This window comes from Mesorhizobium sp. IMUNJ 23232, assembly GCF_044326205.1.
Taxonomy (GTDB): Bacteria; Pseudomonadota; Alphaproteobacteria; order Rhizobiales; family Rhizobiaceae; genus Kumtagia.
This window is the reverse complement of record NZ_JBIRCY010000024.1, coordinates 23,918-49,674: the sequence shown is the minus strand read 5'-3', so window position 1 is coordinate 49,674 and position 25,757 is coordinate 23,918. Positions and strand designations below refer to the sequence as shown.

Genomic DNA, 25,757 nt, shown 5'->3' with positions numbered 1-25,757 from the left:
TAGACTGGGTATTCCTCAATTCCAGAGTCGAGCCCTGCCGCGACGGCTGTGCAGGAACCGGAATTGAGCAAACTGCACCGGGGATTCTATGATCATCCCGACGCCGCTTATGTCGGGCTTGCCAGCGCCTTGGTCATGCTTGTTACGCAAAATTCCACGAGGGTTGCCACCAACTCTCTGTTTCTGCTGGGCTTTACAAGCATGACATTCTTTTTCGACGGACCTTTCGCCCAGGCCGGGAAGGTCCTGAGGGCAAGCCACTGAACCTCGAAAAGTCAAGCTTTTCCAAAGTGTTGTGCAGGAGGAGCATGCCGCTTATAGGATTATTTTCTTAGGATTATTTACATGGACGCTGACTGGTGCTATTATGCCTGCCGCCTGTGTTCGAAGGAGGCGGCGGTGGAGTTTGGAGATGCGAGTGCGACAATCGAGCGATACCGGGCAGCGCTGAAGCATATCCTGTTGATGCTCATCGGCATGGCCGAGATGGGGTTTGGCAGGCCGTTGTCGCTGGTGCTCGGGGAAGCCGCTGTCGCTCCGAGACCGGGACGGGCGGGAAGGACGGGGCGGAACAAACCGTCGCCGGCGCTTTGCCTGCCGCGCCACCTCTACCGCGCCATTCTTCTCATGCTGCGCCCAGCCGAATCCGCCGCCCGGCGGCTCGTCATCGCGGCGGCGCAAGGCATGGTGGTGACGCTGCCGCCGTTTCGTCCGCGCAAGCCAAAACCAAAAATTTCCGACACGGTGGCCGCCATGCGCCGCCTCGGCCTTGCCGTCAACCTGTCGCGCGAGGACTTCGCCCGCTACGAAGCCGAGATGAAAGCCGCCGAACGCCGCGCCGCCAGGCCGCGCGGACAAAACCTTTCGCTGCTCGATCCTCTGAAATATCCGTTCCGCATCCGCCGCCGTTATGTTCCCGCGCATCCGGTCGCTCGACGACGATGCTCGGTACACGCCCCTGCCGCCGCCGCCGTCGCGCGACGATCCGATGAATGCTGCGAAACTGACGCTCAGGCTGGACGCGCTGGGTCAGGCACTCGACGATCTTCCCGGCCAAGCGCAGCGTTTCGCCCGCTGGAAGGTGCGCAACGACGCGGCCCTTCAACGCGACAGAGCGGCCCGCGACGCGGCGGCAGCAGGCGGCAAGCAGGGCTCGGTCAGGTTCCGGCGTTTTTCGCCGCTCCGGCGCGGGCGGCCGCCCGGCGGAAGATTGCCGCGCTTCGATCCGGATGCACCGCGCCGCAAGAACATCCGCGAGGTCGACGAGATTCTGGCGCACGCCAATGCCATGGCATTCTACGCGCTGGAGCCGCCGCGGCGAGATACGTCATGACACACCGCCTGTCGGACGTAACAAGCTTGAGATCGACGGCCGCGTGGATTTTTTCCGCCCCGCGGCGACGATCCGTGCTGTCTGTAAATGCCGCTCGTCCGCCGGCGGAGCCGCTCACCTGCGCAGGCGCCTTCAGCCCGCGCGGCGGACAAACCAGATCAGCGCCAAAAAGCTGAGCAGGATCGGCAGCAGCAGCGCCGACAGCCCGACCTGCCATTCCAGTACCCCGCCGGCCGCACAGCCGACGATGAAGCCGAAAATCTGGGGGAATGTGGACGCGACCTTGCCGCGCGCTTCAGCCCGTTTCTCCATCGGACCGGCGGTGGCTTCCACGGCGGCGATGGTGAAACGCCCGACATTGGTGGTCAGCACGGATGTCGAGGCAACGCCCGGCAACGAGGTCTGCACCAGCACGGTCTGGACGGCCATCGCGGCAACGCCGCACATGCCGGCCGCCACCGCCCAGGGCGCGTTCATGCCGTAGGATTCTCCAAGCGGAAGGCTGAGCAGCAGGAACGCCAGCAGGAAGACAAATTGAATCACCAGGAATGCATGCGCGGACTGCCGGCGCCGATCGAGCGCCAGGCCGAGCAGCCGGGCAAGTGCTGCCACCGCCATGAACATCGGCACCGCGAGCAACTGCCCCAGGCCGGCCTCGCCGCCGGCGACGAGATGGCTGGTGAGCACGACGATATTTCCCGTGATGTGCGCGGTGAACAGGCCGTGCAGGCCGAGGAATCCGATCGCATCGGTCGCGCCGGCCGTCGCGCTGAGCAGGAGCAGCAGCGCCAGATCGTGCGGAGCCTCGTGCCGCGTGGCCGGCTCGCCGGTTGTGGTGTGCGACTGAAGGTTCATGATCGTCCCCGTGGCCTGCCTCGCGCGCCAGCACAGCTCGCGGCCGGCGCAAAACGCTCCTTACACGGGATCGGGCGCCGTTCTTTCCATATCGACCATTTTTCCCGCTGGCGCCGGCTGAACTCTCCCGGCATTCTCGAAACCGGGCCGGCATTCCCAAAATATCTCGAGCCCTCCTTCAGCGACTATCGACAGCATCAAGACCGAAGCGAACGCGAGGCCACGCCGATTTCCGGGCGAGCCCGAGCAGAGAGGAGACAATGCGATGGACCAGATTTCACGCCGCGCAGTCCTGGCGCTGGGCGCGGTTGGAGGCGGCATGCTCGCCGCGACCGCCCACGCCGCCAGCTTCGGCAACCCCGACCAGCCGGCGGAGGGCGCCATCAACGCCAATCCCGCCGGGCTTTCCGATCCGGGACCGAAGAACCCGGTCCTCGACAGCCAGTTCCCCTCGCGCGGCAGCCCGCCGGCGACCGACATCGGCGACATGCCGCAGTTCTGGTCGTCCTTCAACACCGCCGCAAAGCGCATCCAGAACGGCGGCTGGGCGCGCCAGGTCACCCAGTCGGACTTCGCGATCTCCGAGGCCGTCTCCGGCGTGAACATGCGGCTCGGCCCCGGCGGCATCCGCGAGATGCACTGGCACCTCGCCGCCGAATGGGCGATCATGACCAACGGCCGCTGCCGCGTCACCGTGCTGGACCCGCAGGGCCGCGCCTATGTGCAGGACGTGGAAGCGGGCGACCTCTGGTATTTCCCGGCGGGTTATCCGCACTCGCTGCAGGGGCTCGGCCCCGACGGCTGCGAATTCGTCATCGTCTTCGACCAGGGCAACCAGTCGGAATACAACACGCTGCTCGTCACCGACTGGCTGGCGCATACGCCGCCGGAGGTGCTGGCGCTGAATTTCGGCGTGCCGGCCGACACCTTCAAGTCGATCCCGCTGAACGATCTCTGGATATTCCAGGGCAAGGAGCCCGGCTCCCTCGCAGCCGACCAGGCCGCCGTCGCCTCGGGCGGAACGCCGCCGGAACCCTTCACCTTCCGCCTCGGCCAGTCCGAGCCGATCCGCAACAACAAGTCGGGCAAGCTTCGACTGGCCGACAGTTCGACCTTCAAGGTGTCGAAAACGATCGCCGCCGCGCTGGAGACGCTGGCGCCCGGCGCGGTGCGCGAGATGCATTGGCATCCCAACGCCGACGAATGGCAATACTGGATCGAGGGCGAAGGCCGCATGACCGTATTCGACGCCGGCCCGCGCGCCCAGACGGGCGACTTCCACGCCGGGGACATCGGCTACGTCAAGCGCGGCCAGGGCCATTTCATCCAGAACACCGGCACCACCGAACTACGCTTCCTGGCGGTGTTCAAGATCGCCGAATACCAGGAGGTCGGCCTTTCCGACTGGCTCACGCACACGCCGCCGCAACTGGTCGCCCAGCATCTCAACATCGATCCCGCCGTGCTGGCGAAATTCCCCAACGACCGTCCCGGCATCATGCCACGCTGATCCGCGACAGAGGCTCGCCTCGTTGCGAAAGGTGCCTAAATCTCTCCTCGCGTCACTTCCTTCGACCCAACCGCCAAACCTAGAGGCCCACCGTCATGACCGACACCGCCCGCCTGCGCACCGCAAAACTCCGCACCCCGTCCGACCTTGGCGAGAACGCCGCCAAGGACATATCCGCCGCCCTCACCGGGCTGCTGGCCGACGCCTTCGCGCTCTACATCAAGACCAAGAACTTTCACTGGCACATGTCCGGCCCGCATTTCCGCGACTATCACCTGCTGCTCGACGAACAGGGCGAGCAGATATTCGCCATCACCGACGACATCGCCGAGCGCTGCCGCAAGATCGGCGGCACGACGCTGCGCTCCGTCGGGCAGATCGCCAGGGAGCAGCGCATCCCCGACAATGACGCGGCCTATGTGACGCCGCGCGACATGTTGGCCGAACTCGCGCAGGACAACCGCACTTTTGCCGGCCTGCTGCGCTCCGCGCATGGCGTCGCCGAGGAGCACGGAGACGTGGCCACGACCAGCCTGCTGGAAGTCTGGATCGACGAGGCCGAGCGGCGCACCTGGTTCCTATTCGAGGCCGGCCGGACGACCGACTGAGCAGCCAAATCGATCGACGCGGCAAACCTTCTGACGGCGGGCCGCGTTCGATCCGCCGGCACCTGCCCGAGGCAGGTACGTTTCAAGGAGGAATGCAAACCATGTCCCGCCCGCCCCTGCCGCCCTTCACGGAACAGACCGCCATCGAAAAGGTGCGGCTGGCCGAAGATGGCTGGAACAGTCGTGACCCCAGCCGGGTAGCGCTCGCCTACACGGTCGACAGCGCCTGGCGAAATCGCGCCGAGTTCGTGACGGGCCGGGAAGCCATCGAGGCCTTTCTCACCCGCAAATGGAACAGGGAACTCGACTACCGGCTGATCAAGGAGCTCTGGACGTTTTCGGGAAACCGCATCGCGGTCAGGTTCGCATACGAATATCATGACGATAGCGGCCAGTGGTTCCGCGCCTATGGCAACGAGAACTGGGAGTTCGACGGAGACGGGCTGATGCGCCGCCGGATCGCCAGCATCAACGAACATCCGATCGCCGCGGCCGACCGAAAATTCCACTGGCCCCTCGGCCGGCGTCCGGACGATCATCCCGGTCTGAGCAGCTTCGGCTTTTGACGTCCCGGCGCGCCGCCTCGATCATCTGGCGCGCCGGTATTTTTTGCCTGCACGGCCTGACCCGCCGCCATCCAGCCGCCCGTCACCGCCGAGGGCTCGGCGTGCAAATCGGAAAGCAGCGAACCTCTCGGAAAGATCATGCTGAACATTGCCGGTATCATCCGGCATCTCGCTGAACATCAAGGAGGCCGACATGCCCGGCAAGAAGTCCATACGCCGTTATCACGGGCCGGCCGGCGGCTGGGGGGCGCTGAAGGCACTCGGCGAGCATCTGGTCGAGCAGGACATACCGGTCAAGGGCGCGACGACGCTGCTGCGCATGAACCAGCCGCTCGGCTTCGACTGCCCCGGCTGCGCCTGGCCCGATCCTAAACACACCTCGTCCTTCGAGTTCTGCGAGAACGGCGGCAAGGCGGTCGCGTGGGAGGCGACCGCGAAACGCTGCACGCCGGAATTCTTCGCCGCCCACACCGTCACCGAGCTTGCGTCATGGGGCGACTACGAGCTGGAGATGGCGGGACGCCTCACCCATCCCATGGCTTATGACGCGGCCAGCGACCGCTATTTGCCGGTGAGCTGGGAGGACGCCTTCGCCACTATCGGCCGGCATCTTGCCGCCCTTCCCGATCCCAATATGGCGGAGTTCTACACCTCCGGCCGCACCTCCAACGAGGCCGCCTTCCTCTACGAGTTGTTCGTGCGCGAATACGGCACCAACAATTTCCCGGACTGTTCCAACATGTGCCACGAGGCGACCAGCGTCGGCCTGCCGCTGTCGCTCGGCGTCGGCAAGGGCACGGTGCTGCTCGACGATTTCGACAAGACCGACTGCATCTTCATCTTCGGCCAGAACCCAGGGACGAACAGCCCGCGCATGATGACCAGCCTGCGCAAAGCCTCGCGGCGCGGCGCCACCATCATCTCGTTCAATCCCTTCCGCGAGCGGGCGCTGGAGCGTTTCCAGGCGCCGCAGAGCCCGATCGAGATGGCGACGCTGACATCCACCCCGATCAGCTCGCGCCTGCATCAGGTCAAGGTCGGCGGCGACGTCGCCGTGGTCAAGGGCCTGATGAAGGTCATGGTCGAGGAGGACGAGCGGCTGCGCGCCGAGCACCAGATCGAGGCCCTCGACTGGGATTTCATCCGCGGCCACACTGTCGGCATCGAAGCTCTCGTCGCCGACCTTAAGGCGACACGCTGGGAAGACATCGAGCGACGCTCGGGTCTCACGCGCGCGGCGATCGAAGAAGCCGCCCATGCCTACATGAAGGCGGAGAAGGCGATCGTCGTCTACGGCATGGGCATTACCCAGCACCGGCGCGGCGCGCGCAACGTCCAGCAGCTCGCCAATCTCTGCCTGCTCAAGGGCAATATCGGCAAGGACGGCGCCGGCCTGTGCCCGGTGCGCGGCCATTCCAACGTACAGGGCGACCGCACGGTCGGCATCACCGAGATCCCCACCGTCGAATTCCTTGGCCGGCTTGAAAAACGTTTCGGCTTCAAACCACCCGCCGCCCACGGGCACAACGTCGTCACCGCGCTGGAAGCAATGATCAAGGGCGAGGCGCGCGTGTTCATCGGCATGGGCGGCAACATCGTCGCGGCGATCCCCGACTGGCAGGTCACGCAGGATGCGTTCCGCCGCCTGGACCTCAGCGTCCACGTCTCCACAAAACTCAACCGCAGCCACATCATCCATGGCCGCGAAGCGCTGATCCTGCCGTGCCTCGGGCGCACCGAGATCGACGTGCAGGCGACCGGCCCGCAATCCATCACCGTCGAGGATTCGATGTCGATGGTGCATGCCTCGACCGGCATGAACGAGCCGGCTTCCGAACACCTTAAGAGCGAGCCGGCCATCGTCGCCGGCATGGCGCGCGCCACGCTCGGGCAGCGTTCCGTGGTGGAATGGGAAAAATTCGTCGCCGACTACGACCTCATACGCGACGCCATGGAAGCCGTGTTCCCGTTCTTCCAGGGCTACAACGCCCGCATCCGGGTACCCGGCGGTTTCCACCTCACCTCGACAGCGCGCGAGCGCATCTGGGCGACCGCTTCCGGCAAGGCCAACTTCCTTTTGTTCGACGGGCTGGGCGAGGATCCGGAGGAGGCAGAGGACGTGCTGTGGCTTACCAGCGTGCGCAGCCACGACCAATACAACACCACGCTCTATTCGCTCTCCGACCGCTATCGCGGCGTCTTCGGCCAGCGCGACGTGCTGTTCATCAGCGCCGAGGAGATCGAAAAGCGCGGTTTCAAGCCGGACGACCGCGTCGACCTCGTCACCGTGTCGGACGACGGCGTCGAGCGGGTGGTCCGCAATTTCAAGCTGGTGGCCTATGCCTTCCCCGCCGGCGGCTGCGCCGCCTATTATCCCGAGGTCAATCCGCTGGTACCGCTCGCGGCCCACGATCCGATGAGTTTCACGCCCTCCTTCAAGGGCATCCCGATCCGCCTGGTGCGGGCGCGGGCCGAAGCCGAGGCGGCGTGACCATGAACGCCGCATCCTGGCCCGGCTCCGATAGGCCTTGACCAGCGGCTTCCGCATCCTGCGGCCGACGGTGACGATCGGACTTGCCTATATTGTTGCGCTGCTCGGCGGCCGACAGCAACCATTTGGTAGCCGTTATCCCACCGGAAAGGATCGGAGTTTATTTTAAGCTGGCCGAACATGCAGATCCGGACTTGAAGTCTCGCCAATGATGGTGATCGTGCGATTGATTCCAAGGTAGGACCGGCTTGACGTTCGATCTCAAGACCATCGAAGCGCTTGCGCCGGACCAGGCATCGCTGAACTCTGCCTCGAAGCTGACCAGGAAATCCAACTGGGTTCGGCTGGAGAAGCATGACAGCCTGCTGTGGGGCGAATGCCAGGGGTCGGGCGCGAATCCCTACCGCGTAGTCGTCGACGCCGGCGACCAGGGTTACAAGTGCACCTGCCCGTCGCGAAAATTCCCCTGCAAGCATTCGCTGGCGCTGATGTGGATCAGCGCCACCCAGCCGAACGATTTTTCCCCCTCCAACCAGATACCGGAATGGGTCAATGACTGGCTCGGACGCCGCCGCAAGGGCGCCGCATCGACGGCGCCCGCCGCCGGCCCGGCCGGCAAGAGCATCGGCGAAGCCGAGGCGACCGTGATCGAGGCCAAGGCCGAGGATCCGGCAGCGGCCGAACGCCGCGAGGCCGCGCAGAAGAAGCGCGCCGACGACACTCGGGTTTCGATCGCCGCCGGCCTCGAAGAACTCGACCAATGGATATCCGACCAGCTCCGCCTTGGCCTGTCGAGTTTTGTCGATGCAGCCGGGGAACGCTGCCGTCGCATCGCCGCACGCCTGGTCGACGCCAAGGCCGCCGCGCTCGCCAGCCGCCTCGACGAGTTTCCCGCGACGCTGCTTGCGCTGCGCAGCGAGGAGCGGCCGGAGGCGGCGATCCGCGAACTTGGCAAGCTGGTGCTGCTTGCGCGTGCGTGGCGCGCTGCACCCGACGATCCCGAGTTGAAGCGGCTCGTTTCTACCTCGGAGACGCGCGAGCAAATTCTCGGCGATGCCGACGCACTGCACGTTTCGGCCACCTGGGAAGTGCTTGGCGAGCGCATCGAGACGCGGCGCGACGGCCTGGTCAGCCACGCGACCTGGCTCCTGGCTGTCTCAGGGGATGAGCCGCGCTTCGCCCTGCTTCAAGATTATTATCCGGCTTCGGCGGGGCGGCGCTCGCAGGCCTTTTCTCCGGGCGAGCGGTTCGATGCCAGACTGGTTTTCTACCCGGCGCGCCTGCCGATGCGCGCACTGGTGGCCGAGCGCGGCGGTGATCGCCCATCCGACGAGACATGGCCGTCCTCACCGGTGGGAGCCGCAGCCGACCCGCTGGCGGCGCATACGTCAAGGCAGGACGCGGCGGCCTGGACAAGCCAGTCGCCGCTGCTTCTACCAGCCGGATCGCTGGCGCGCGACGAACGCGGCGCGCTGTGGTGGCAGGCCGACGGCGGGTCGAACGGCATCGCTTTGCCGGTCGCGGGCAGCCCGCCGGAGGCGGCGCTCGGCATCCCGCTGGACGGTTCCGCCGGCCTGTGGGACGGCGCGCGGCTCGACCTGCTCGCCGCGCGAACCGCGTTCGGAAGGCTCGATTTCTGATGAACGACGCCGAGCGCTCCGCCCTGGCCAACATGCGCGACTGCTGGATCACCGGCGGGACGGCGGCTGACCTGGCGCCGACCGAATGGAGCGCCTTGGTTTCGGCCGCGCCGGCGGACGACCGGGAACGCCTGCTGCTGGCGATCGCCGGTCAGGCGCTGGACGTCGCCTTCCGGCCGGCGGCGCCGAAATCGCTTGCCCGCCGCGCGCCCCTTCCCCGGCTGGAGCTGCCAGCGCTTCCCGAATGTTTGCGGCCATTGTTTCGCGCCGCACTCCGGCAGGCATCCGATGGGCGCGGGCGCACGCGGGTCGCCGCCCTCGCGGCGGCGCGCGGTTTCGTCGCCCACCCGCTCGACTGGATGCCGGCCGCTTCCGATCTCGACGCCCCGCCAGTCTATGCGCCATGGTCCGACTGGCAGGCGCAAGGCGACGGAAAGGCGGCGCGCGCCCTCGAAGAATTGAACACCGAAAACTGGGCCGATTTCTACCCGGCGGCGCGGCGAATCGCGCTGGCCGATATCCGCCGATCCGACCCGGCGAAAGCGCGGGCGCTGCTGGAGGCCAAGGCAGCCTCGGAAGCGGCGGAGGCGCGGCTTACCCTGGTCGAACTGCTGCGCGTCAATTTGAACGTCGCTGACGCGCCATACCTGCAAAGCCTTTCGGCCGACCGTTCCGGCAAGGTGAAACAGCTTGCCGCCCGCCTGCTCGCCCGCATCGGCCAGGCAGGCACGGGCAGCGAGACCGCGGCCGACGCGACGGAACTCGCCGGCTTCATCGAGCAGGGCCGGACGGGCTTGCTGCGCCGGCGCACGACCTACACGCCGCGTGAACTGAAATCGAACGCGCAGACGCAGCGCCGCGCCGAGCTGTTCGAAAATTGCCAACTGGTCGACCTGGCCGCGCGGCTCGACACCAGCGAGGAGGAACTGGTCGCCGGCTGGCAGCTTGGCGGCACGGCCGGCGCCGATCGCGAATTCGCAGGCATGGTGGCCGCCTCGGGCAGCGACACGGCGGTGGCGCAGTTCGGCGAACGGCTGCTGGCGCTCGGCGACCTGGCGTCGCTGCGGCAGTTGCTGCCGCGCCTCGGCGACGCGGCCCGGCGCGGCTTCGTGAAGGCCGTGCTTGCCGGCGGCGCGACGATGCTGCCCATGCTCAACGCCACCGAAGAGACCCAGCCCGGCAGCTTTGGACGCGACGAGCTGATGGGCTCACGCCTCTACAAGGAGATCCGCGCGGCGATCGCCGGCCGCAACGACACCGACCGGCGGACATTCGATCTCGGCGCCTTCGGTTTTCTGGCGACGCCTTTCGCCGCCGAGGCCATTCTTGCCGACCTGACCGCGGCCGGTCTCGCTTCCGCCGACCCCTCGCTGGCGCTGCTGCGCCTCAACGCCGCTCTCGGCGAACCAAAGAGCTGATCTGGAGAGATGTGATGACCGCCCTGCTCCGCCTGCCCGCCGAACAGGCCCATGCCCCCGAACTGCAAGCCCTGGCGCGCGACGACGACGCACAGAAGCCGCAAGGCTGGACGCTGTCGCCAAAGGCCGTGCTGACCTACCTGCTCGGCGGCAAGGCCGCCGACGGCACGGTGATCTCGCCCAAATATGTCGGCAGCCGGCGGCTGATGGAGACGGCCGTCGCCACGCTCGCCACCGACCGCGCGCTGCTGCTGCTCGGCGTGCCCGGCACGGCGAAATCCTGGGTGTCGGAGCATCTGGCGGCCGCCATCATGGGCGATTCCACCATGCTCGTGCAGTGCACCGCCGGCACCGACGAGAACCAGATTCGCTACGGCTGGAACTATGCCGAGCTGCTGGCCAAGGGGCCGAGCGAGGCGGCACTCGTACCGACGCCGCTCTACCGCGCCATGCAGGACGGAAAACTCTGCCGGCTCGAGGAACTGACCCGCATGGGCTCCGACGTGCAGGACACGCTGATCACCGTGCTGTCGGAAAAGATGATGCCTATCCCCGAGCTCAACTCGGCCGTCTATGCGACACGCGGTTTCAACGTCATCGCCACAGCCAACAACCGCGACAAGGGCGTCAACGAACTATCCTCGGCGCTGAAGCGCCGCTTCAACGTGGTCGTGCTTCCCTTGCCCAACGACATGGAGGAGGAGGTGCGCATCGTCTCGAAGCGCGTCGGCGAAATGGCCGGCGGGCTCGACCTGCCGGTGCCAAAGAATGTCGGCGACGAGATCGCCCGCGTGCTCACCATCTTCCGCGAGTTGCGGTCCGGAGCGACCGCCGACGGCAAGGTGACGCTGAAGACGCCGTCCGGGTCGCTCTCCACCGCCGAGGCAATCGCCACCGTGGTGGGTGGTCTCAGCCAGGCGGCATGGTTCGACGGCGGCAAACTGTCCGCCGACGGGCTCGCCCCGAACATGGTCGGCGCGATCGTCAAGGACCCAGTGCAGGACAAGGCGGTGCTGGAGGAATATCTGGAGACGGTGTTGAAGAAACGACCAGACTACGCAGCCTATTACAAGGCGCTGAACGACTCGCTCTGACCGATGCCGAAAACCTCCTATTTCGGCATCCGCCACCACGGGCCGGGTTCCGCCGACAGTCTTTTGAAGGCGCTCGACGAATTGCGGCCGGCCGCCGTGCTGATCGAAGGCCCGGCCGATGCCTCCGGCCTGCTGCCGATGCTGGCCGACGCGGCGATGCGGCCGCCGGTGGCGCTGCTCTGCTATCCGGAAGACGACCCGACAGCGACCAGTTTCTGGCCGTTCGCGGAATTCTCGCCGGAGTATCAGGCCGTCCTGTGGGCTGTACGCAACGGCGCGACGGTCCGTTTCATCGACCTGCCCTCGTCGGAGCGGTTCGCTTCGATGCAGGAGCGGCGGCCGGCACCCGACAGCGAGCCCGACGATGGGACAGCCTTGGCGGCCAATCCGGAGGATGCCGCCGAGGCGCGGCATCTCGGCGAGGACGTCGCCGAGGAGCCGCTGCAGATGCGCGATCCGATCGGCACGCTGGCGCGCGCCGCCGGCTATGAGGACGGCGAAAGCTGGTGGTCCGACGTCATCGAGCAGAACCCGGCGCCCGGGCCGATCTTCGCCGCGATCGCCGATGCGATGAGCGCGCTGCGGGAGGGCGAGACCTATCTTCCGGCGCTTGAGGCCAAGCGCGAGGCGCATATGCGGCAGGCAATCGCGGCGGCCGAGAAGGAATTCGATGGGCCAATCGCCGTCGTCTGCGGCGCCTGGCACGTGCCGGCGCTGAAATCGGCCGCCTCCAGGAAGGACGATCAGACATTGCTCAAGGGCATGTCGCGCAAGAAGAGCGCCATGACCTGGGCGCCCTGGACAGGTCCACGCCTCGCCTTCGCCCACGGCTACGGCGCCGGCGTGACGGCGCCCGGCTGGAGCAAGCATCTGTGGCAGATGCGCCGGCGCCAAGACGCCGCCAGTGTCTGGCTGGCAAGGATCGCCGGCGTGCTGCGCGCGAAAGGCCACCTGATTTCGACCGCGTCGCTGATCGAGGCTGAACGGCTGGCCCGCGCCTTGGCGGCGATCCGCGAACGGCCCAATGCCGGTTTCGAGGAACTGCGCGACGCGGCGATTGCGGCGCTGTTCAACGGCGACGCGATCCTGTGGCAAGTCATCGAGGCCGAACTTCTGCTCGGCAGCGATGTCGGCGAAATTCCGCCGGACGTCCCGCTGGCGCCGCTTATCGAGGATCTGCAGCGTTGCCAGAAGGAAGCGCGGCTGAAACCCGAGGCGCTGGAGCGCGAACTGGCCGTCGACCTGCGCTCCGAAAGCGGACTTTATCGCTCGACCTTGCTGCATCGGCTGAACGTGCTCGGCGTGCCGTGGGGCCGGATCACCGATGCCGGCCGCAGCCGCGGCACGTTCCGCGAGCGCTGGACGCTGCGCTGGGAGCCTGAATACGCGGTGCGGCTGGTGGAGAACCTGATCCACGGCCCAACCATCGCCAAGGCGGCCAATGGCCGGCTGATCCAAATGCTCGGTACGGCGGACAGCCTCGACGTACTGGCGAAGCTGGTGCAGGGCGCAATCACCGCCGATCTCGCTGAGGCGTCAATGGCGGGACTGGCGGCGCTCGAACAACGCGCGGCCCTGAGCAGCAATTGCCAGGAGATGCTGGCCGCCATCCCGCCGCTGGCCGACATCACGCGTTACGGCGAGGCGCGGCGCACGGATGCGGGGCGTCTCGCCGGACTGCTGGAGCGCCTGACGATCGAGGCGGCGATCGCGCTGCCTTATGCCGCCCGCGATCTCGACACCGATGCCGCCGGCTCGCTCGCCGCAGCGCTGCGGGCCGCCGACAGCGGCATCGAACTGGTCGAGGCCGGAGAGCCGGTCCTGGAAGTGTGGCGCAAGGGACTTGCCGATGTTCTCGACAATGCCCGCTCGACACCGCTGGTCGCCGGATGCGCGGCGCATCTGCTCTACGAGGCGGAAGCGCTGAGCGCGCTGGAAGCCGCCGCGCTGCTGGAGCGGCGCTTGTCGCCCGGGACGCCGGCGCTCGACGCCGCTGGCTTCTTCGAAGGGTTTTTCAGTGGCGCGGGCCGGCGGCTGATCTATGACGAGGCCTTGCGCGGCGCTGTCGATGCGTGGCTGAAAAGCCTCGACGGCGAGACTTTCACCGCCCACCTGCCACTGCTGCGGCGCGTCTTCTCCAGCCTCGACAGCATGGAGCGCAAGCGCCTGATCGAGGCCGTGCTCGGGCGCGCCGGACGGCTGCCGGCGACACTGGCGCCGGCGCCCGACGGAGGCGCCGGCTGGCGGAGGCATCTGGCGGCGCTGCAACCCCTGCTTGGCGGAGCGGCCAATGGATGACACGACCGAAACCGGAACGCCGGAGCACCTTTCCCCCGACGCCGAGCGCGAGCGCCGCTGGCGGCTCGCCGTCGGCGCCGACGGAGCGCAATCGTCGGCGCTCTCGTCCGAGGACCGGCGGCTTTCGGCGGCTCTGAACGCGCTTTACGGCGACGGCGAGGACAAGGGCCAGGATTCGCGCAAGCGGCGCGGCGGGCTCGGTCGCTCGGCGCCGCGCGTGGCCGAATGGATGGGCGACATCCGCTCCTTCTTCCCGCAGCAGGTCGTGCAGATTATCCAGAAGGACGCCTTCGAGCGGCTCGACCTGAAGCAGATGCTGATGGAGCCGGAGTTCTTGAAGGCGATCGAGGCCGATGTGAATCTTGTCGCCGACCTGATCTCGCTGCGCAACGTGATGCCGTCCAAGACCAAGGATCTGGCGCGCGGGTTGATCGCCGACATCGTCGCAAAACTGATCGAACGGCTGGAGCGCAAGACGGCGGAAGCGATCCGCGGCGCGCTCGACAAGTCGCGGCGCACCAACCGGCCGCGCCAGCGCGACATAGACTGGCGGCGCACCATCCAGGCCAACCTCCGCCACTACCAGCCCGAGCACAAAACCGTCGTTCCGGAAAAACTCGTCGGTTTCATGCGCAAGCAACGGCGGCTGGTTGATCTCGACGAAGTCGTGCTCTGCGTCGACCAGTCGGGCTCGATGGCGAGTTCGGTCGTCTACGCCTCGATCTTCGCCGCCGTCATGGCTTCGCTGCCGGTGGTGAAGACGAAGCTGGTCTGTTTCGATACGGCGATCGTCGACCTGACCGACGATCTCGCCGATCCGGTCGAGGTGCTGTTCGGCGTGCAGCTCGGCGGTGGCACGGACATCAACCAGGCCGTCGCTTATTGCACCGACCGCATCGAGCGACCGACGAAGTCGCATCTCATCCTGATCACCGACCTCTACGAAGGCGGCACCGGCAAGGAGATGCTGCGCCGGCTGGCCGCACTTGTCCGCTCGGGCGTCAACGTCATCGTGCTTCTGGCGCTGACCGACCAGGGGCGACCCGCCTATGACGCCTCTATGGCCGGGCTCGTCGCCGGCCTGGGCGTCCCGGTCTTCACCTGCACGCCAGACCTCTTTCCGGAAGTCATGGCTGCAGCGTTGCGCCGGGACGATATCGTAGCATTCCTGGCCGGTGCAGATATCAAGGTGGTTCAGGCCGATGAATAGAATGCAGGAGGCACATTCTAGGGCCTGTTGATATTCAGGCCAGAGCGGGCTGCAAATGGCACTTTTCTGCGCTTCCGGTGCTCATGTACCAGCACGTACACTCCGCTCCGGTTCTCGAAAAGCACCATTTTCGCCTCGCCCTGACCTGAATCTCAACAGGCTCTGATCCGGTGTGGTCCCGACACCGCGGAACGATTCATCGAACTCCATTCTTCGTCACAATTCGGCCCGCGCCTTGCCGTCGATGCGGAAAGCGGCGCGCGGATGCCATACACGATCCCGTCCGCCGCGTAGTGGAGCGTCTCCGGTGCGCGCCGGATCGCCGAGATTGTGGATACGCCCTGCCTCCTGACCGGCGCGCACCGGCGTGCCCAGCCTATGGAACGGCTCGAACACGCCCGAACTCGTCGCCAGCACATAGCCGTCATGGCCCGGTATGCGCAGGATGTTTTCCGGCTTTGCCTGCCGCGGCTTGCCCGTGGGCGGCAGGATACCGAAATGGGCGAGCACGTTGCGGACGCCGCGCCGGCAAATGCCCAGCGCGTCGAGAGAAACAGTGCCGGCATCCGTCAGCGCGTGCCTCGGACATCGATCATGGCCTTGATCAGACCGTCCTTTTCATGTGCCCAGAGTGCGATGTCGCGCGGGCTGTCGCGCAGCGTCGTGCGATGCGTGACAAGCCGGTCGACCGGTATCTTGCCCGCGCGGATCGACGCGACGACGTGCTCGAAATCGGCGTTTGTGGCGTTGCGGCTGCCGATCAGCATCATTTCCCGCTTGTGGAATTCCGGGTCCGAGAAGGTGATGTCGTCCTGGACGACGCTGACCATGACCAGGACGCCGCCATGCGCGACATAGGCGAAGGCAGCCTGCATCGAACGGCTGTTCCCCGTTGCGTCGTAGACGACGTCGAAACCCGTTCCGACGGTTCGCTCGGTTACGTTTTCGAGAACCTGCCCTTTCGACGCGTCGATGACGAGGAAACAGAGCTGCCGCGCGGCAAAGGCCAGCCGCTCCGTACTAACGTCCATGATGGTCACTTGTTGTTTCGCGATTCGGGCGAACAGCGCTGTGCCAAGACCTATCGGCCCGGCGCCGATCACCAGCGCGCGACTCCCCGGAACGCCCATGGACCTGCGCACCGCGTGAGCGCCGATAGCCAGGAATTCGACCGTCGCGGCCTCGATCAGCGACAGGCCTCCGGTCGGCAGCAGGTTCGCTACGGGAACCAGTATCTGCTCGCTCATGGCACCGTCACAATGCACGCCGAGCACCTGGATCGAAACACAGCAGTTGGGCTTCCCCTGGCGGCACGCGACACACGCTCCACACGACAGGTAGGGATTGATGATGACGTCCTGTCCGACAGACACGGCGGCGGGTCCATTGATCTCGGAGACAATGCCCGAAACTTCATGGCCCATAACGCGCGGATAGGCCAGAAACGGATGCTTGCCCTCGAAGATGTGATAGTCGGTGCCGCAGATGCCGACATGGGCGACATCGATCAGTGCCCATCCTTCCGGCGGACTGCCGAGCGCGGAGTGGGCGGTGAACTCAAGCTCTCCTGGGGCGACGCATCGGACGATGTTCACGCTGGCGTTCATGTGGGCGGCGTCCCCTCCTGCGATGCATTGGTTGTCGAACCAACCGGCCCGGCGGCGGCGCCGTCGGGCCGGTGGGCGAACTATTCGAAGTCCTTGACGTTGGCCGCCGTCACCAGGCCGGCGCCGGTGTCGACATTTGCTTCCACCTTTTCCCCCTTGATCGCCTTGACGACCGTGTCGATCCCGAGTTCACCCATCTTGGCGGGGAACTGCGCTACGGTCGCATCCTCGACCCCGGACTTGATCGCCTCCAGCTCTCCGCAGCAGGCGTCGAAGCCGACGAGTATGAACTTGTCGTTGGCGATGCCGGCATTGGCGATGGCCTGCGCGGCACCCGCCGCAGGCGGACCGCATGCGGAATAGATCGCCTTGAGGTCGGGATTGGCGGTCAGGATGTCCTCGGCGACCGAGGTGCCGAGTTCCTGCGTGCAGTTCGTGGCGCCCTTGCCGACGATCTCCACCTTCAGGCCGCCGAGGCCTTCCTTCATGCCGTTGACGCGGTCGTCGAGCGCCGGAACGCCCGGCACGCCTTCGAGGATGCCGATCTTGTCGCCATCCTTCAGGACGGTCTTCAGATATTCGCCGGCAATGCGACCCCCATTGAGGTTGTTGGTCGACACCAGCGCCGTCTGGCCTTTCCAGTCGGGAATGCTGTTGTCGATCAGCACCACCTTGACTCCCGCCGCGACTGCCTTGTCGAGCGCCGGCGCCACGGTCGGATCGACGGGCGTGATGGCGATGCCCTGCACGCCCTGGGTGACCATGGATTCGATCAGAGCGATCTGCCCCTCGATGTCGGTGGCCGACTGCCCCTGGCCGACGACCAACTCGACATTGTTGTCAGCCGCGTATTTCTTCGCGGCGTCCTCGATCGTCGAAAAGAACGGAACCGGGAACTTCGTTATCAGACCGACCTTGAGCTTGTCGGCCGCGAAAGAAGGCGACGCGAGCACAGCCGCGGCCGCCAGGCCTCCCAAAAGTGCATGTCTCAGTTTCATGTTCACCTCCCTGGATAATGGCCCGCCTTCCGATGGAAGCCGTGTCGGCCAGTTGCGCGCGCGGATGCGCCCGCAATCCCTTCAGGCTCAGGCTCCGACGATCATCGCAACCAGATCCTGCTTGTTGTTGCTGTTCGGTGTGAGTTCGCCGACCTTCCGTCCCTGCCGCAGCACCATGGCGCGGTCGGCGAGTTCGACGACATGTTCCATGTTGTGGGTGATCAGGATCACCGCGTTGCCATGGTCGCGCAGCGTCGCCACGAGATTGAGCACCTGCCGCGATTCCCGCAGGCCGAGCGCCGCCGTCGGCTCGTCGAGGATCACCACTTTGCGGGCAAATACCGTGGAGCGCGCCACCGCGATCGCCTGGCGCTGGCCGCCCGACATCTTGGCCACCACGACATCCAGCTTGGGCAGCGTCACCTTGAGCCGGCTTATGACCTGCCTGGCCTCGGCGTCCATGCTTCGCTTGCTGAGGAAGCGCAGCCCGCGCGGCAGCCACGCCGGGCCAGCGATCTCGCGGCCGGCGAAGAAGTTCTGGGCCGGCGTCAGATTGTCGAAGAGGGCAAGATCCTGATAGACCGTCTCGATGCCTGCAAACCGGGCGTCGGCGGGCGAGCGTATCGCGGTCTCGAGGCCGTCGAGCTGGATCGAGCCGGAATCCAGATGGTGCAGCCCACTGATGCACTTGATGAGCGTCGACTTGCCGGCGCCGTTGTCGCCGAGCAGCGCAAGGATCTCGCCGCGCCGCACCTGCAGATCGACGCCGTCGAGGGCGAGCACAGAGCCAAAGCGCTTGACGGCGCCGTGCACCGACAGGACCGGCCTTTCGGCCGCGGCCGCAAGCGGCTGAACGGCGGCGCTCATTGCGCCCTCCCCGCCTGGGCGACCCGGACGCGGCCCTCCAGATAGTTACGCAGCACGTCGGATTCGACTGCGATCACGATGACGACGCCGATGACGATGAGCTGGAAGAAGATGTCGACGTTGAGCAGGTTGAGCGCGTTTCGGATGACGCCGATCATGATGGCGCCGATGACCGCGTGGCCGAGATGGCCACGCCCGCCAAGGAAGCTCGCACCGCCGATGATGACGGCCGCGATGGTGTCGAGTTCGAGCAGGTTGCCGAACAGCGGTGATCCGGCATCGGTGCGGCCCGCAAGGATGACCGCGCCGATGCCGGCGCAGGTGCCCGAGATCACATAAGTCGACACGAGGACCCAGTTGACTGGGATGCCCATCGCCATGGCCGCTTCCGGCCGACCGCCGACCGCGTAGATCCAGCGCCCCCATACCATCGTCCTGGTGAGGACCAGGAGCAGCAGGCCGACGCCGATGACCACGAAAACCGAGCCGGGCAGGCCCCAGACGGCGTTGCGGCCGAGCACCCGGATCGCTTCCGGCATGCCCGGAATGGCGCGGCCGTCGGCGAGTTGCAGTGCGATGCCTTTGCAGATGCTAAGCGTCGCCAGCGTGATGATGAATGGATGGGGCAGTCGCCCAAAGACGTAGAACAGCCCGTTCACCGCGCCGACGAGCGCACCGGATACGATCATCGCGATGATGACCGCGGTCGCCGAACCGCCAGCCTGAAACAACAGCGCGCCCACGACAGACGCAAGCGCAAGGTTCGATCCGACGGACAGGTCAATACCGCGCGTCAGGATGACGAGATGCTGCCCCATCGCCACGACGGTGATGACCGCCGTCTGCGCCAGGATGTTGCTGACATTGCGCGGTGTGAGAAAGACCGGAGACAGAAAGCTTAGGACGATAATCAGGGTGATCAGGATAAGCGCCGGGCCAATCCCAAGCAGCCTCAATCCGAGGTCGAGACCGGAATAGGAGCCAGACGCGACACTCCGTGACGGCACGGGCGCCTTCATGCCTACTCCAGCGCTTTCTCCAGCGTCGGACAAATTCTCTCCCCGCCGAACCCAAAGGTTTCAGCACCACAACAAGTTTCTTGTCATTGCTTTGTATCGATAAAAGACAACGTCCAAACTATTTGCGTCAAGTTGTTTTTTATGCATAAAAGTCTTCAGGAAAAGACACGCCCGAGTCACCCTTATGAAACCGGATACCGTCTACAAGAGTGCGCTCAACGCGACCTTGCAATTGCTCGGCAACGGCGAGTTTGCTGCGGGACTACCGTCGGAGAATCTGCTGCGGGGCAAGATCGGCGTCAGCCGCACCACGGTGCGCAAGGTTCTGCGAGAACTTACGAGGCGCGGCATTGTCGTTCAGGAGGACGGCACAAAGATTCCAGGCCGTCCGGTCGGTAAGGACGATCTTTATAGCGGACCTGAAACGACACCGCGCAATGAGCATGTCGAACAGCAGTTCATGGAGTGGATGCTGCGCGGCGGCATCAAGCCAGGCACACTGATCAACGAGTTGGAACTTGCCCGACTGTTCGGCGTAGCGACCAATGGCATTCGGGAATTTCTGATACGATTCAGCCGTTTCGGCCTCGTCGAGAAGAAGAGGAATTCAGGCTGGCTCTTCGAGGGATTTACGGAGGACTTCGCGCTGGAGCTGTTCGAGATACGCGTGATGTTTGAGCTGCGATCCGCGCGCCTCTTTGCCAGCTTGCCACGGGAATCGCCCTTGTGGGGGCGCCTCGATGCGCTGAAGCACCAGCATATTGACCTGTTGGAGAACATCGAGGTGCGCTACCACGACTTTTCAAGCCTCGATAACCGCTTCCACCGGCTGGTAAACGAAAGCTCGCCAAACCGGTTCATCGACGATTTTTCCGATATCATCACCCTCATCTTCCACTACCACTACCAGTGGAACAAGGCGGACGAGAAGGAGCGCAACAAGGCCGCCATCATGGAGCATCTGGCCTATATTGAAGCGCTCCAGTCCAGAAACCGTCGCTTGATCGAATCCGCGTGCCGAAAGCACTTGCGATCGGCGCGCAACACCCTCTTGCGATCGTTGGCAAAATGATTGGGCCTCTAACCTTTGCGTCCGCGGTTTCTTCGAGCATCGAGCGGTTTGTTTGCGGCCTTCAGGCCGCAAACTGTTAAAGGCGACCGGCTAGTCACTATCACGAACGACGAGTTCCAGCGGCCAGACCTCGCGGATGATCTTTGCGCCCTCAGGCCCCGCGAAGGCCGGCATGGACTGCAACAGCATCTCCGCGAGCCGCCGGCCCAGCGGCTCCAGCGCCGGACGGAAGGCAGTGAGCGATGGTGAGTAATAGCGGCAGAGCGCCGTGTCGACGATGACAACCACTGCCACGTCCTTGCCAGGCTGCAAGCCCATCTCGACCAATGCCCGGCAACCGCCGAGAGCCATCGCATCGTTGTTGAAAATGATCGCGGTCGGCGGTTTTTTGGCACGCATCAGGTCTGGCGTCACCGCGTAGCCGCCGGACTCGTTGATGGAACCGGCTGCTGTCAATTGGGGATTAAAATCGATGCCATGCCGCTTCAGTGCCTTGCGGTAGCCCGCCATGAAGAGATAGCCGAAATTCAGATTATGCGACGGGCGGACGGCTGCGATCCGTGTGTGACCGCGCGAGGCGAGGCGATCAACCGCATCGGACCCCGCCTTCTCGAAGTCGAGGTCGAGGGACGGATAGGACCGGCCGCCGGACTTGCTGCGACCGAGCGTAGCGAAAGGGAAGCCCACCTCGGTCAAATAGTCGATGCGGTCATCCTCGCGGCGGGTCGCGGCAAGCACGACGGCGTCGGCGCGGCGCGTTTCCACCACGCGGCGCAGGCGCTCCTGCTGGTAGTCGCCAGGCGCGCCCATCACGACCATCAGGTCGAGTCCGTGTTCGGCAAGCTTCGCCTGCAAGCCAGTGAGGAACGGAATGAAGAACGGCTCGCCATATTGCTGATCGCCCGGATGCGGCTGCAGCATGAAGGCAATCGACTGGGTGGCGCCGCGGCGGAGATTGCGGCCCGACTGGTTCGGCGAGTAGTTCAACTTGCGCGCGGCATCGAGCACGCGCTGCCGCGTTTCAGCGTTGACATCCGCGCGGCCGTTTAGCGCGCGCGAAACCGTGCCGATAGAAATGTTCAGGTGTCGCGCAAGATCGTGAATGCTGGACGCCAAAGGTAAAACTCCTCGGATTCCGGCTATCATTCGCGGAGGTTCCGGCCAAGTCGATTTTATGCGAACTCGCAAAAACCGATTGACATTCTACGGCATGAGGTGTGTTGTCGTAAACGTTTACGGGAAAACGTTTACGGGAAAACGTTTACGGGAAAACGTTTACGGAAAGCCGTGAATGACGGCCTGGAGGGGCCGCGCGGGAGGAGCGTTGGGATGATGAATGTCGTCCTCGTCGGCTGCGGAGCCATGAGCAAGGCCTGGCTCGATGCCGCCAGAGAGGTTCCCGGAATAGCTGTCGTCGGCCTGGTCGATCTCGACGCCGACCGGGCGAAGGCGCGTGCCCGCGAATATGAGCTCAACGGCGTCGTCATCGGCACGAACCTCGACGCGGTGCTCGACCGGACCAAGCCACAGGCGGTGTTCGACGTGGTCGTGCCAGCGGCGCGGCGCGAAGTGGCGTTCTCAGCGCTCTCGCACAACTGCCACCTGCTCACCGAGAAGCCGCTCGCCGACAGTCCCGAAAACGCCCGCGCCATTGTAGAACGCGCGCGGCAGGCGGGCCGTGTTCACGCTGTCGTGCAGAACCGCCGCTATGTCGCCAATGTCCGGCGCATCCGGCGCTTTCTCGATTCCGGCGCGATTGGCGCCCCCACCAGCATTCACGCCGACTTCTTCGTCGCGCCGCACTTCGGCGGATTTCGCGAGGAGATGCGCCATGTGCTGCTGCTCGACATGGCGATCCACACCTTCGACGCCGCGCGATACATGGTGAACGGCGACCCGAAGCGCGCCTTCTGCCTCGAATGGGAGCCCGCCAATTCCTGGTACACGCACGGCTCGTCGGCGACCGCCGTCTTCGAGTTCGGCGGCGGCAAGGTTTTCACCTATCGCGGAAGCTGGTGCGCCGATGGCTTCCGCTCGAGCTGGGAGGCCGGCTGGCGCATCATTGGCGAGCGCGGCAGCCTCGTCTGGAATGGTTTCGATGGGCTGAAAGCCGAGGTCGCGCGGTCGGAGCGCGAAGGTCTGTTCGACCGAGTCGAACCGATCGAGGTGCCGCCGCTCGACCAGAGCGAGCGGGTCGGCGGCCATCTCGGTGTCATCCAGGATTTCGTCCGTGCCGTCGAAAGCGGCACCGAGCCGGAAACGCGCGGCGCCGACAACATCAAGAGCCTCGGCATGGTCTTCGCCGCGATCGAAAGTGCGGAGACCGGGCGTCGAGTCGACATTACGCAGGACACATGACCCATGCCGAACCCGCTTCTCGACATCCGGATCGGCACGATGGTGCGGGCCAATCTCGATGACCCGGCCGCCTATGTCCGGCAGATCCTGCCGCTCGGCTTCGAGAGCATCCAGCCCTTTTTCTGGCAGACGCTTGGCGGCAAGGACCTGTCCCGGCTAGCCGGCGAGCTGCGCGAGGCGATCGGCGATGCCGACGTCATCATCAGCTCCATCGGTGTGTTCGGCAATCCCTTGGAGAACGGCGACACCGACCGCGAGGTGCTCGCCGCCTGGGAAACAGTCATCGACAACGCGCATCTGTTCGGCACCGACACCGTCAGCGGCTTCACCGGACGCGTTCGCGGCAAACCGCTCACCGACAGCCTGCCGCGCTTCCGTGAGGTATGGGGCAGGCTCGCCAAGCGCGCGGCGGACAAGGGCGTACGCATCGCCTTCGAGAACTGCGCGATGGACGGCAATTGGTCGAGCGGCGACTGGAATATCGCGCACAATCCCGACGCCTGGGAGCTGATGTTCAACGAGTTGCCGGACGACAATCTCGGCCTCGAATGGGAGCCCTGCCATCAGCTCGTCTATCTAATCGACCCCATCCCTCAGATCCGCAAATGGGCGCCGAAAATCTTCCACGTGCACGGCAAGGACGCTACGGTGCGCTGGGACGTGGTGCGCGAGCACGGCGTCTTCGGCAAGCATCCCTTCGTGCAGATGCGCACGCCGGGTTTCGGTGACAGCGACTGGACGCGCGTGATCAGCGAGCTGCGCCTCGCCGGCTATCGCGGCGCGATCGACATCGAAGGCTGGCACGACCCGGTCTACCGCGGCGCACTCGAGATCACCGGGCAGGTACGGTCGCTGCACTACCTGAAGGACTGCCGCGGCGGAGGAGAATTCGTGGCCAATCCAGTTTGAGCCCTCGCATAGCGAGGAAGAAAGGGAGGAAGTGCAATGAGCATCGGAATGGGAAGGATTTTGCGGCGCTCGGCCCTTGCGGCGGCGGCCATGGGAATCGTCGCCGCCCTAGGGACGTTGCCGGCGCAAGCGCTCGACGGCAAATGGTGCAAGGACGTGCATATCCGCTTTTTCGTCGGCGGCGCGGAAGGCGATGCGTTCGGCACAATCGTCTACAACGGCGCCAAACAGGCGGAAGCCGATCTTGGGGCGAAGGTCGACTACATCTTCTCACAATGGGACTCCGAGAAGATGGTGCAGCAGCTGCGCGAGGCCGTCGCCGTGAAGCCCCAGGGCATCGCCATGATGGGCCATCCAGGCGACGCCGCGATCATGCCGCTTGCCGAGCAGGCGCATAAGGACGGCATCAAGATGATGTACCAGAACGTGCCGGTGGCTACGGTCGTCGCCGCGTTCGGCGGGGGTTATGTCGGCGCACAGCAGGAGCAGCAGGGCCGTGCTCTGGGCGCCGAGGCGTTCAAGCTTGCCGGGATGAAGGCCGGCGACAAGGCGATCATGATAGGCCCGTTCGAGAACGAGAACCGCGGCGCGCGCGAGCGTGGCACGGTTGCCGCGCTCGAGGAGGCTGGTGTGACCGTGATAAAACTCTCCTCGCCGCCGAGCGGCGAATGGGCATCCGACCCCAACCTCGCTATTCCAGTAATCACCGCAGCACTTCTCAACAATCCCGACGTCAAGGCAGTCGGTTATCCGGGCGGACAGATGCTCGGCAACGTGCCGACCTACATGCAGGCAGCCGGCCGCAAGGCGGGCGACATCTTCAACTTCGGCTTCGACACCAGCCCGCAGATCGTCGAAGGTTTCAAGGGCGGCTGGGTGCAGCTTACCGCCGACCAGCAGCCCTTCCTGCAAGGCTATCTGCCGATTGCCAGCCTCTGCCAGCAGGTCGTGCTGGGCCTCGCGCCGATCAATGTCGATACGGGCGCCGGCTTCGTCACGCCGCAGAACTACGAGATCGTGGCCGAGTTGGCGAAGCAAGCGCTTCGCTGACCGTGTCCTCCCGGCCGGCCGGACAGATCCCGGCCGGCAGTCCTTCACGAGGTCTGCCATGGGCGAACGACTGATCGAACTGCGTGACATCACCAAGTCCTACGGCAACGTTTATGCGCTTGGCGGTGTCAATCTGACCGTCGACCGTGGCGAGGTGGTCGGCCTGATCGGCGACAATGGCGCCGGCAAGTCGACGCTGATCAAAATCCTGTCGGGCGTCGTCAAGCCAACTGGCGGCGAAATCCTGATCCGCGGCAAGGCGGTGACGGGGTGGAATGCAGCACGCTCGCGCGAGGCTGGCATCGAGACCGTGTTCCAGGATCGAGCTCTCGCCGTTCAGCAGACCATCGTGCGCAACATCTTCATGGGCCGCGAACTCAGCGGCTTCATGGGCTGGCTGAAGGTCCGCAAGGAGATCAGCGAGGCCAGTCGCCTCATGCGCGAGATCGGCTTCACCTCAAAAGTGTTCACGCCACAGTCGATCGTTGGTCAGCTCTCGGGCGGCGAGCGCCAGGGCGTGGCCATCGCGCGCGCCATCTACAAGCAGGCGGACCTGATCGTGCTCGATGAGCCGACGACCGCGCTCTCGCTCACCGAAACCGCCAAGGTTTTCCACTTCGTGCGGCAGGTGAAGGCGAGCGGCCGCTCGATCCTGTTCATCGGCCACAATATTCATCACGTCTTCGACATCGCCGACCGTTTTGTCGTGCTCGATCGTGGCAAAGTGGCGCTCACAGCCGACAAGCGCGACGTCAAATCAGCCGAACAGCTCATCAACTTCATGGAAGATGTGGCGCATCCGGGCGGGTTGGCGGGTCTGCGCGACGCAACGACGGAGCACGCCGCACAATGAG

General features: G+C 65.3%; 23 protein-coding genes. 16 read left to right on the top strand and 7 right to left on the bottom strand.

All coding sequences use genetic code 11. The features are described from left to right. Positions 1 to 63 precede the first annotated feature (63 nt). Both ACH196_RS18315 and ACH196_RS18310 read left to right on the top strand, forming a co-directional pair. Complete coding sequence (locus ACH196_RS18315) at positions 64 to 264, top strand: hypothetical protein (RefSeq protein ID WP_396648352.1); 201 nt, start codon at positions 64 to 66, stop codon at positions 262 to 264. 646 nt (positions 265 to 910) lie between these two features. Then, positions 911 to 1,333 carry a hypothetical protein gene (locus ACH196_RS18310; protein ID WP_396648351.1) on the top strand — a complete coding sequence of 141 codons (423 nt, stop codon included), beginning with the start codon at positions 911 to 913 and terminating at the stop codon, positions 1,331 to 1,333. A 132-nt stretch (positions 1,334 to 1,465) separates the two neighbouring features. Here ACH196_RS18310 and ACH196_RS18305 read toward each other — a convergent pair whose 3' ends face one another. Continuing rightward, positions 1,466 to 2,188 (bottom strand): DUF1275 family protein, encoded by a 723-nt coding sequence (locus ACH196_RS18305; RefSeq protein ID WP_396648350.1) that lies wholly within the window; start codon positions 2,186 to 2,188, stop codon positions 1,466 to 1,468. A 265-nt stretch (positions 2,189 to 2,453) separates the two neighbouring features. On the opposite strand from ACH196_RS18305, the gene ACH196_RS18300 reads away from it, so the two are divergent. The 9 genes from ACH196_RS18300 (at position 2,454) to ACH196_RS18260 (ending at position 15,023) form a co-directional block, all read left to right on the top strand. Beyond that, on the top strand, positions 2,454 to 3,698 hold the full coding sequence (locus ACH196_RS18300) for a cupin domain-containing protein (RefSeq protein ID WP_396648349.1): 1,245 nt from the start codon (positions 2,454 to 2,456) through the stop codon (positions 3,696 to 3,698). Positions 3,699 to 3,793: 95 nt separating this feature from the next. Then, positions 3,794 to 4,306 (top strand): Dps family protein, encoded by a 513-nt coding sequence (locus ACH196_RS18295; RefSeq protein ID WP_396648348.1) that lies wholly within the window; start codon positions 3,794 to 3,796, stop codon positions 4,304 to 4,306. A 101-nt stretch (positions 4,307 to 4,407) separates the two neighbouring features. Further along, positions 4,408 to 4,872, top strand: a complete 465-nt coding sequence (locus tag ACH196_RS18290) for a DUF1348 family protein (protein ID WP_396648347.1) — start codon at positions 4,408 to 4,410, stop codon at positions 4,870 to 4,872. A 193-nt stretch (positions 4,873 to 5,065) separates the two neighbouring features. Further along, the gene (locus ACH196_RS18285; protein WP_396648391.1) at positions 5,066 to 7,363 is read left to right on the top strand and encodes an FdhF/YdeP family oxidoreductase; all 2,298 of its coding nucleotides are present in this window, start codon (positions 5,066 to 5,068) and stop codon (positions 7,361 to 7,363) included. Positions 7,364 to 7,611: 248 nt separating this feature from the next. Next, positions 7,612 to 9,003: an SWIM zinc finger domain-containing protein gene (locus ACH196_RS18280; protein WP_396648346.1), complete on the top strand. Its 1,392-nt coding sequence runs from the start codon at positions 7,612 to 7,614 to the stop codon at positions 9,001 to 9,003. Further along, positions 9,003 to 10,421: a DUF5691 domain-containing protein gene (locus ACH196_RS18275; RefSeq protein ID WP_396648345.1), complete on the top strand. Its 1,419-nt coding sequence runs from the start codon at positions 9,003 to 9,005 to the stop codon at positions 10,419 to 10,421. The genes ACH196_RS18280 and ACH196_RS18275 overlap by 1 nt, the downstream gene beginning before the upstream one ends. Positions 10,422 to 10,435: 14 nt before the next feature. Then, positions 10,436 to 11,515: an AAA family ATPase gene (locus tag ACH196_RS18270; RefSeq protein ID WP_396648344.1), complete on the top strand. Its 1,080-nt coding sequence runs from the start codon at positions 10,436 to 10,438 to the stop codon at positions 11,513 to 11,515. A 3-nt stretch (positions 11,516 to 11,518) separates the two neighbouring features. Beyond that, positions 11,519 to 13,813 carry a DUF5682 family protein gene (locus ACH196_RS18265; RefSeq protein ID WP_396648343.1) on the top strand — a complete coding sequence of 765 codons (2,295 nt, stop codon included), beginning with the start codon at positions 11,519 to 11,521 and terminating at the stop codon, positions 13,811 to 13,813. Continuing rightward, positions 13,806 to 15,023, top strand: a complete 1,218-nt coding sequence (locus tag ACH196_RS18260) for a VWA domain-containing protein (RefSeq protein ID WP_396648342.1) — start codon at positions 13,806 to 13,808, stop codon at positions 15,021 to 15,023. Before ACH196_RS18265 ends, ACH196_RS18260 begins: the two co-directional genes overlap by 8 nt. 216 nt (positions 15,024 to 15,239) lie before the next feature. Here ACH196_RS18260 and ACH196_RS18255 read toward each other — a convergent pair whose 3' ends face one another. The 5 genes from ACH196_RS18255 to ACH196_RS18235 form a co-directional block, all read right to left on the bottom strand. Then, a complete protein-coding gene (locus ACH196_RS18255) occupies positions 15,240 to 15,533 on the bottom strand; it encodes a hypothetical protein (protein WP_396648341.1) in 294 nt (97 codons plus the stop codon). Between the two features lie 59 nt (positions 15,534 to 15,592). Further along, complete coding sequence (locus ACH196_RS18250; RefSeq protein WP_396648390.1) at positions 15,593 to 16,618, bottom strand: zinc-binding alcohol dehydrogenase family protein; 1,026 nt, start codon at positions 16,616 to 16,618, stop codon at positions 15,593 to 15,595. A gap of 92 nt (positions 16,619 to 16,710) precedes the next feature. Next, positions 16,711 to 17,628 (bottom strand): sugar ABC transporter substrate-binding protein, encoded by a 918-nt coding sequence (locus tag ACH196_RS18245; protein WP_396648340.1) that lies wholly within the window; start codon positions 17,626 to 17,628, stop codon positions 16,711 to 16,713. A gap of 87 nt (positions 17,629 to 17,715) precedes the next feature. Further along, on the bottom strand, positions 17,716 to 18,495 hold the full coding sequence (locus ACH196_RS18240; RefSeq protein WP_396648339.1) for an ATP-binding cassette domain-containing protein: 780 nt from the start codon (positions 18,493 to 18,495) through the stop codon (positions 17,716 to 17,718). Next, a complete protein-coding gene (locus tag ACH196_RS18235; RefSeq protein WP_396648338.1) occupies positions 18,492 to 19,514 on the bottom strand; it encodes an ABC transporter permease in 1,023 nt (340 codons plus the stop codon). Before ACH196_RS18235 ends, ACH196_RS18240 begins: the two co-directional genes overlap by 4 nt. 184 nt (positions 19,515 to 19,698) lie before the next feature. Between ACH196_RS18235 and ACH196_RS18230 the strand changes: the two genes are divergently transcribed. Further along, entirely contained in the window at positions 19,699 to 20,586 is an 888-nt protein-coding gene (locus ACH196_RS18230) for a GntR family transcriptional regulator (protein ID WP_396648337.1), read from the top strand. A 90-nt stretch (positions 20,587 to 20,676) separates the two neighbouring features. Here ACH196_RS18230 and ACH196_RS18225 read toward each other — a convergent pair whose 3' ends face one another. Continuing rightward, on the bottom strand, positions 20,677 to 21,702 hold the full coding sequence (locus tag ACH196_RS18225) for a LacI family DNA-binding transcriptional regulator (protein WP_396648336.1): 1,026 nt from the start codon (positions 21,700 to 21,702) through the stop codon (positions 20,677 to 20,679). A 213-nt stretch (positions 21,703 to 21,915) separates the two neighbouring features. Here ACH196_RS18225 and ACH196_RS18220 point away from each other — a divergent pair, with 213 nt between their 5' ends. Genes ACH196_RS18220 through ACH196_RS18205 form a run of 4 tightly spaced genes read left to right on the top strand, consistent with a single transcriptional unit; the run spans position 21,916 to position 25,756 of the window. Next, positions 21,916 to 22,944, top strand: coding sequence for a Gfo/Idh/MocA family protein (locus tag ACH196_RS18220; RefSeq protein ID WP_396648335.1), 1,029 nt, complete (start codon positions 21,916 to 21,918; stop codon positions 22,942 to 22,944). Between the two features lie 3 nt (positions 22,945 to 22,947). After that, entirely contained in the window at positions 22,948 to 23,853 is a 906-nt protein-coding gene (locus ACH196_RS18215) for a sugar phosphate isomerase/epimerase family protein (RefSeq protein ID WP_396648334.1), read from the top strand. A 36-nt stretch (positions 23,854 to 23,889) separates the two neighbouring features. Further along, positions 23,890 to 24,903 carry a substrate-binding domain-containing protein gene (locus tag ACH196_RS18210; RefSeq protein ID WP_396648333.1) on the top strand — a complete coding sequence of 338 codons (1,014 nt, stop codon included), beginning with the start codon at positions 23,890 to 23,892 and terminating at the stop codon, positions 24,901 to 24,903. Positions 24,904 to 24,961: 58 nt separating this feature from the next. Beyond that, positions 24,962 to 25,756, top strand: coding sequence for an ATP-binding cassette domain-containing protein (locus ACH196_RS18205; protein WP_396648332.1), 795 nt, complete (start codon positions 24,962 to 24,964; stop codon positions 25,754 to 25,756). Position 25,757: the final 1 nt, after the last annotated feature.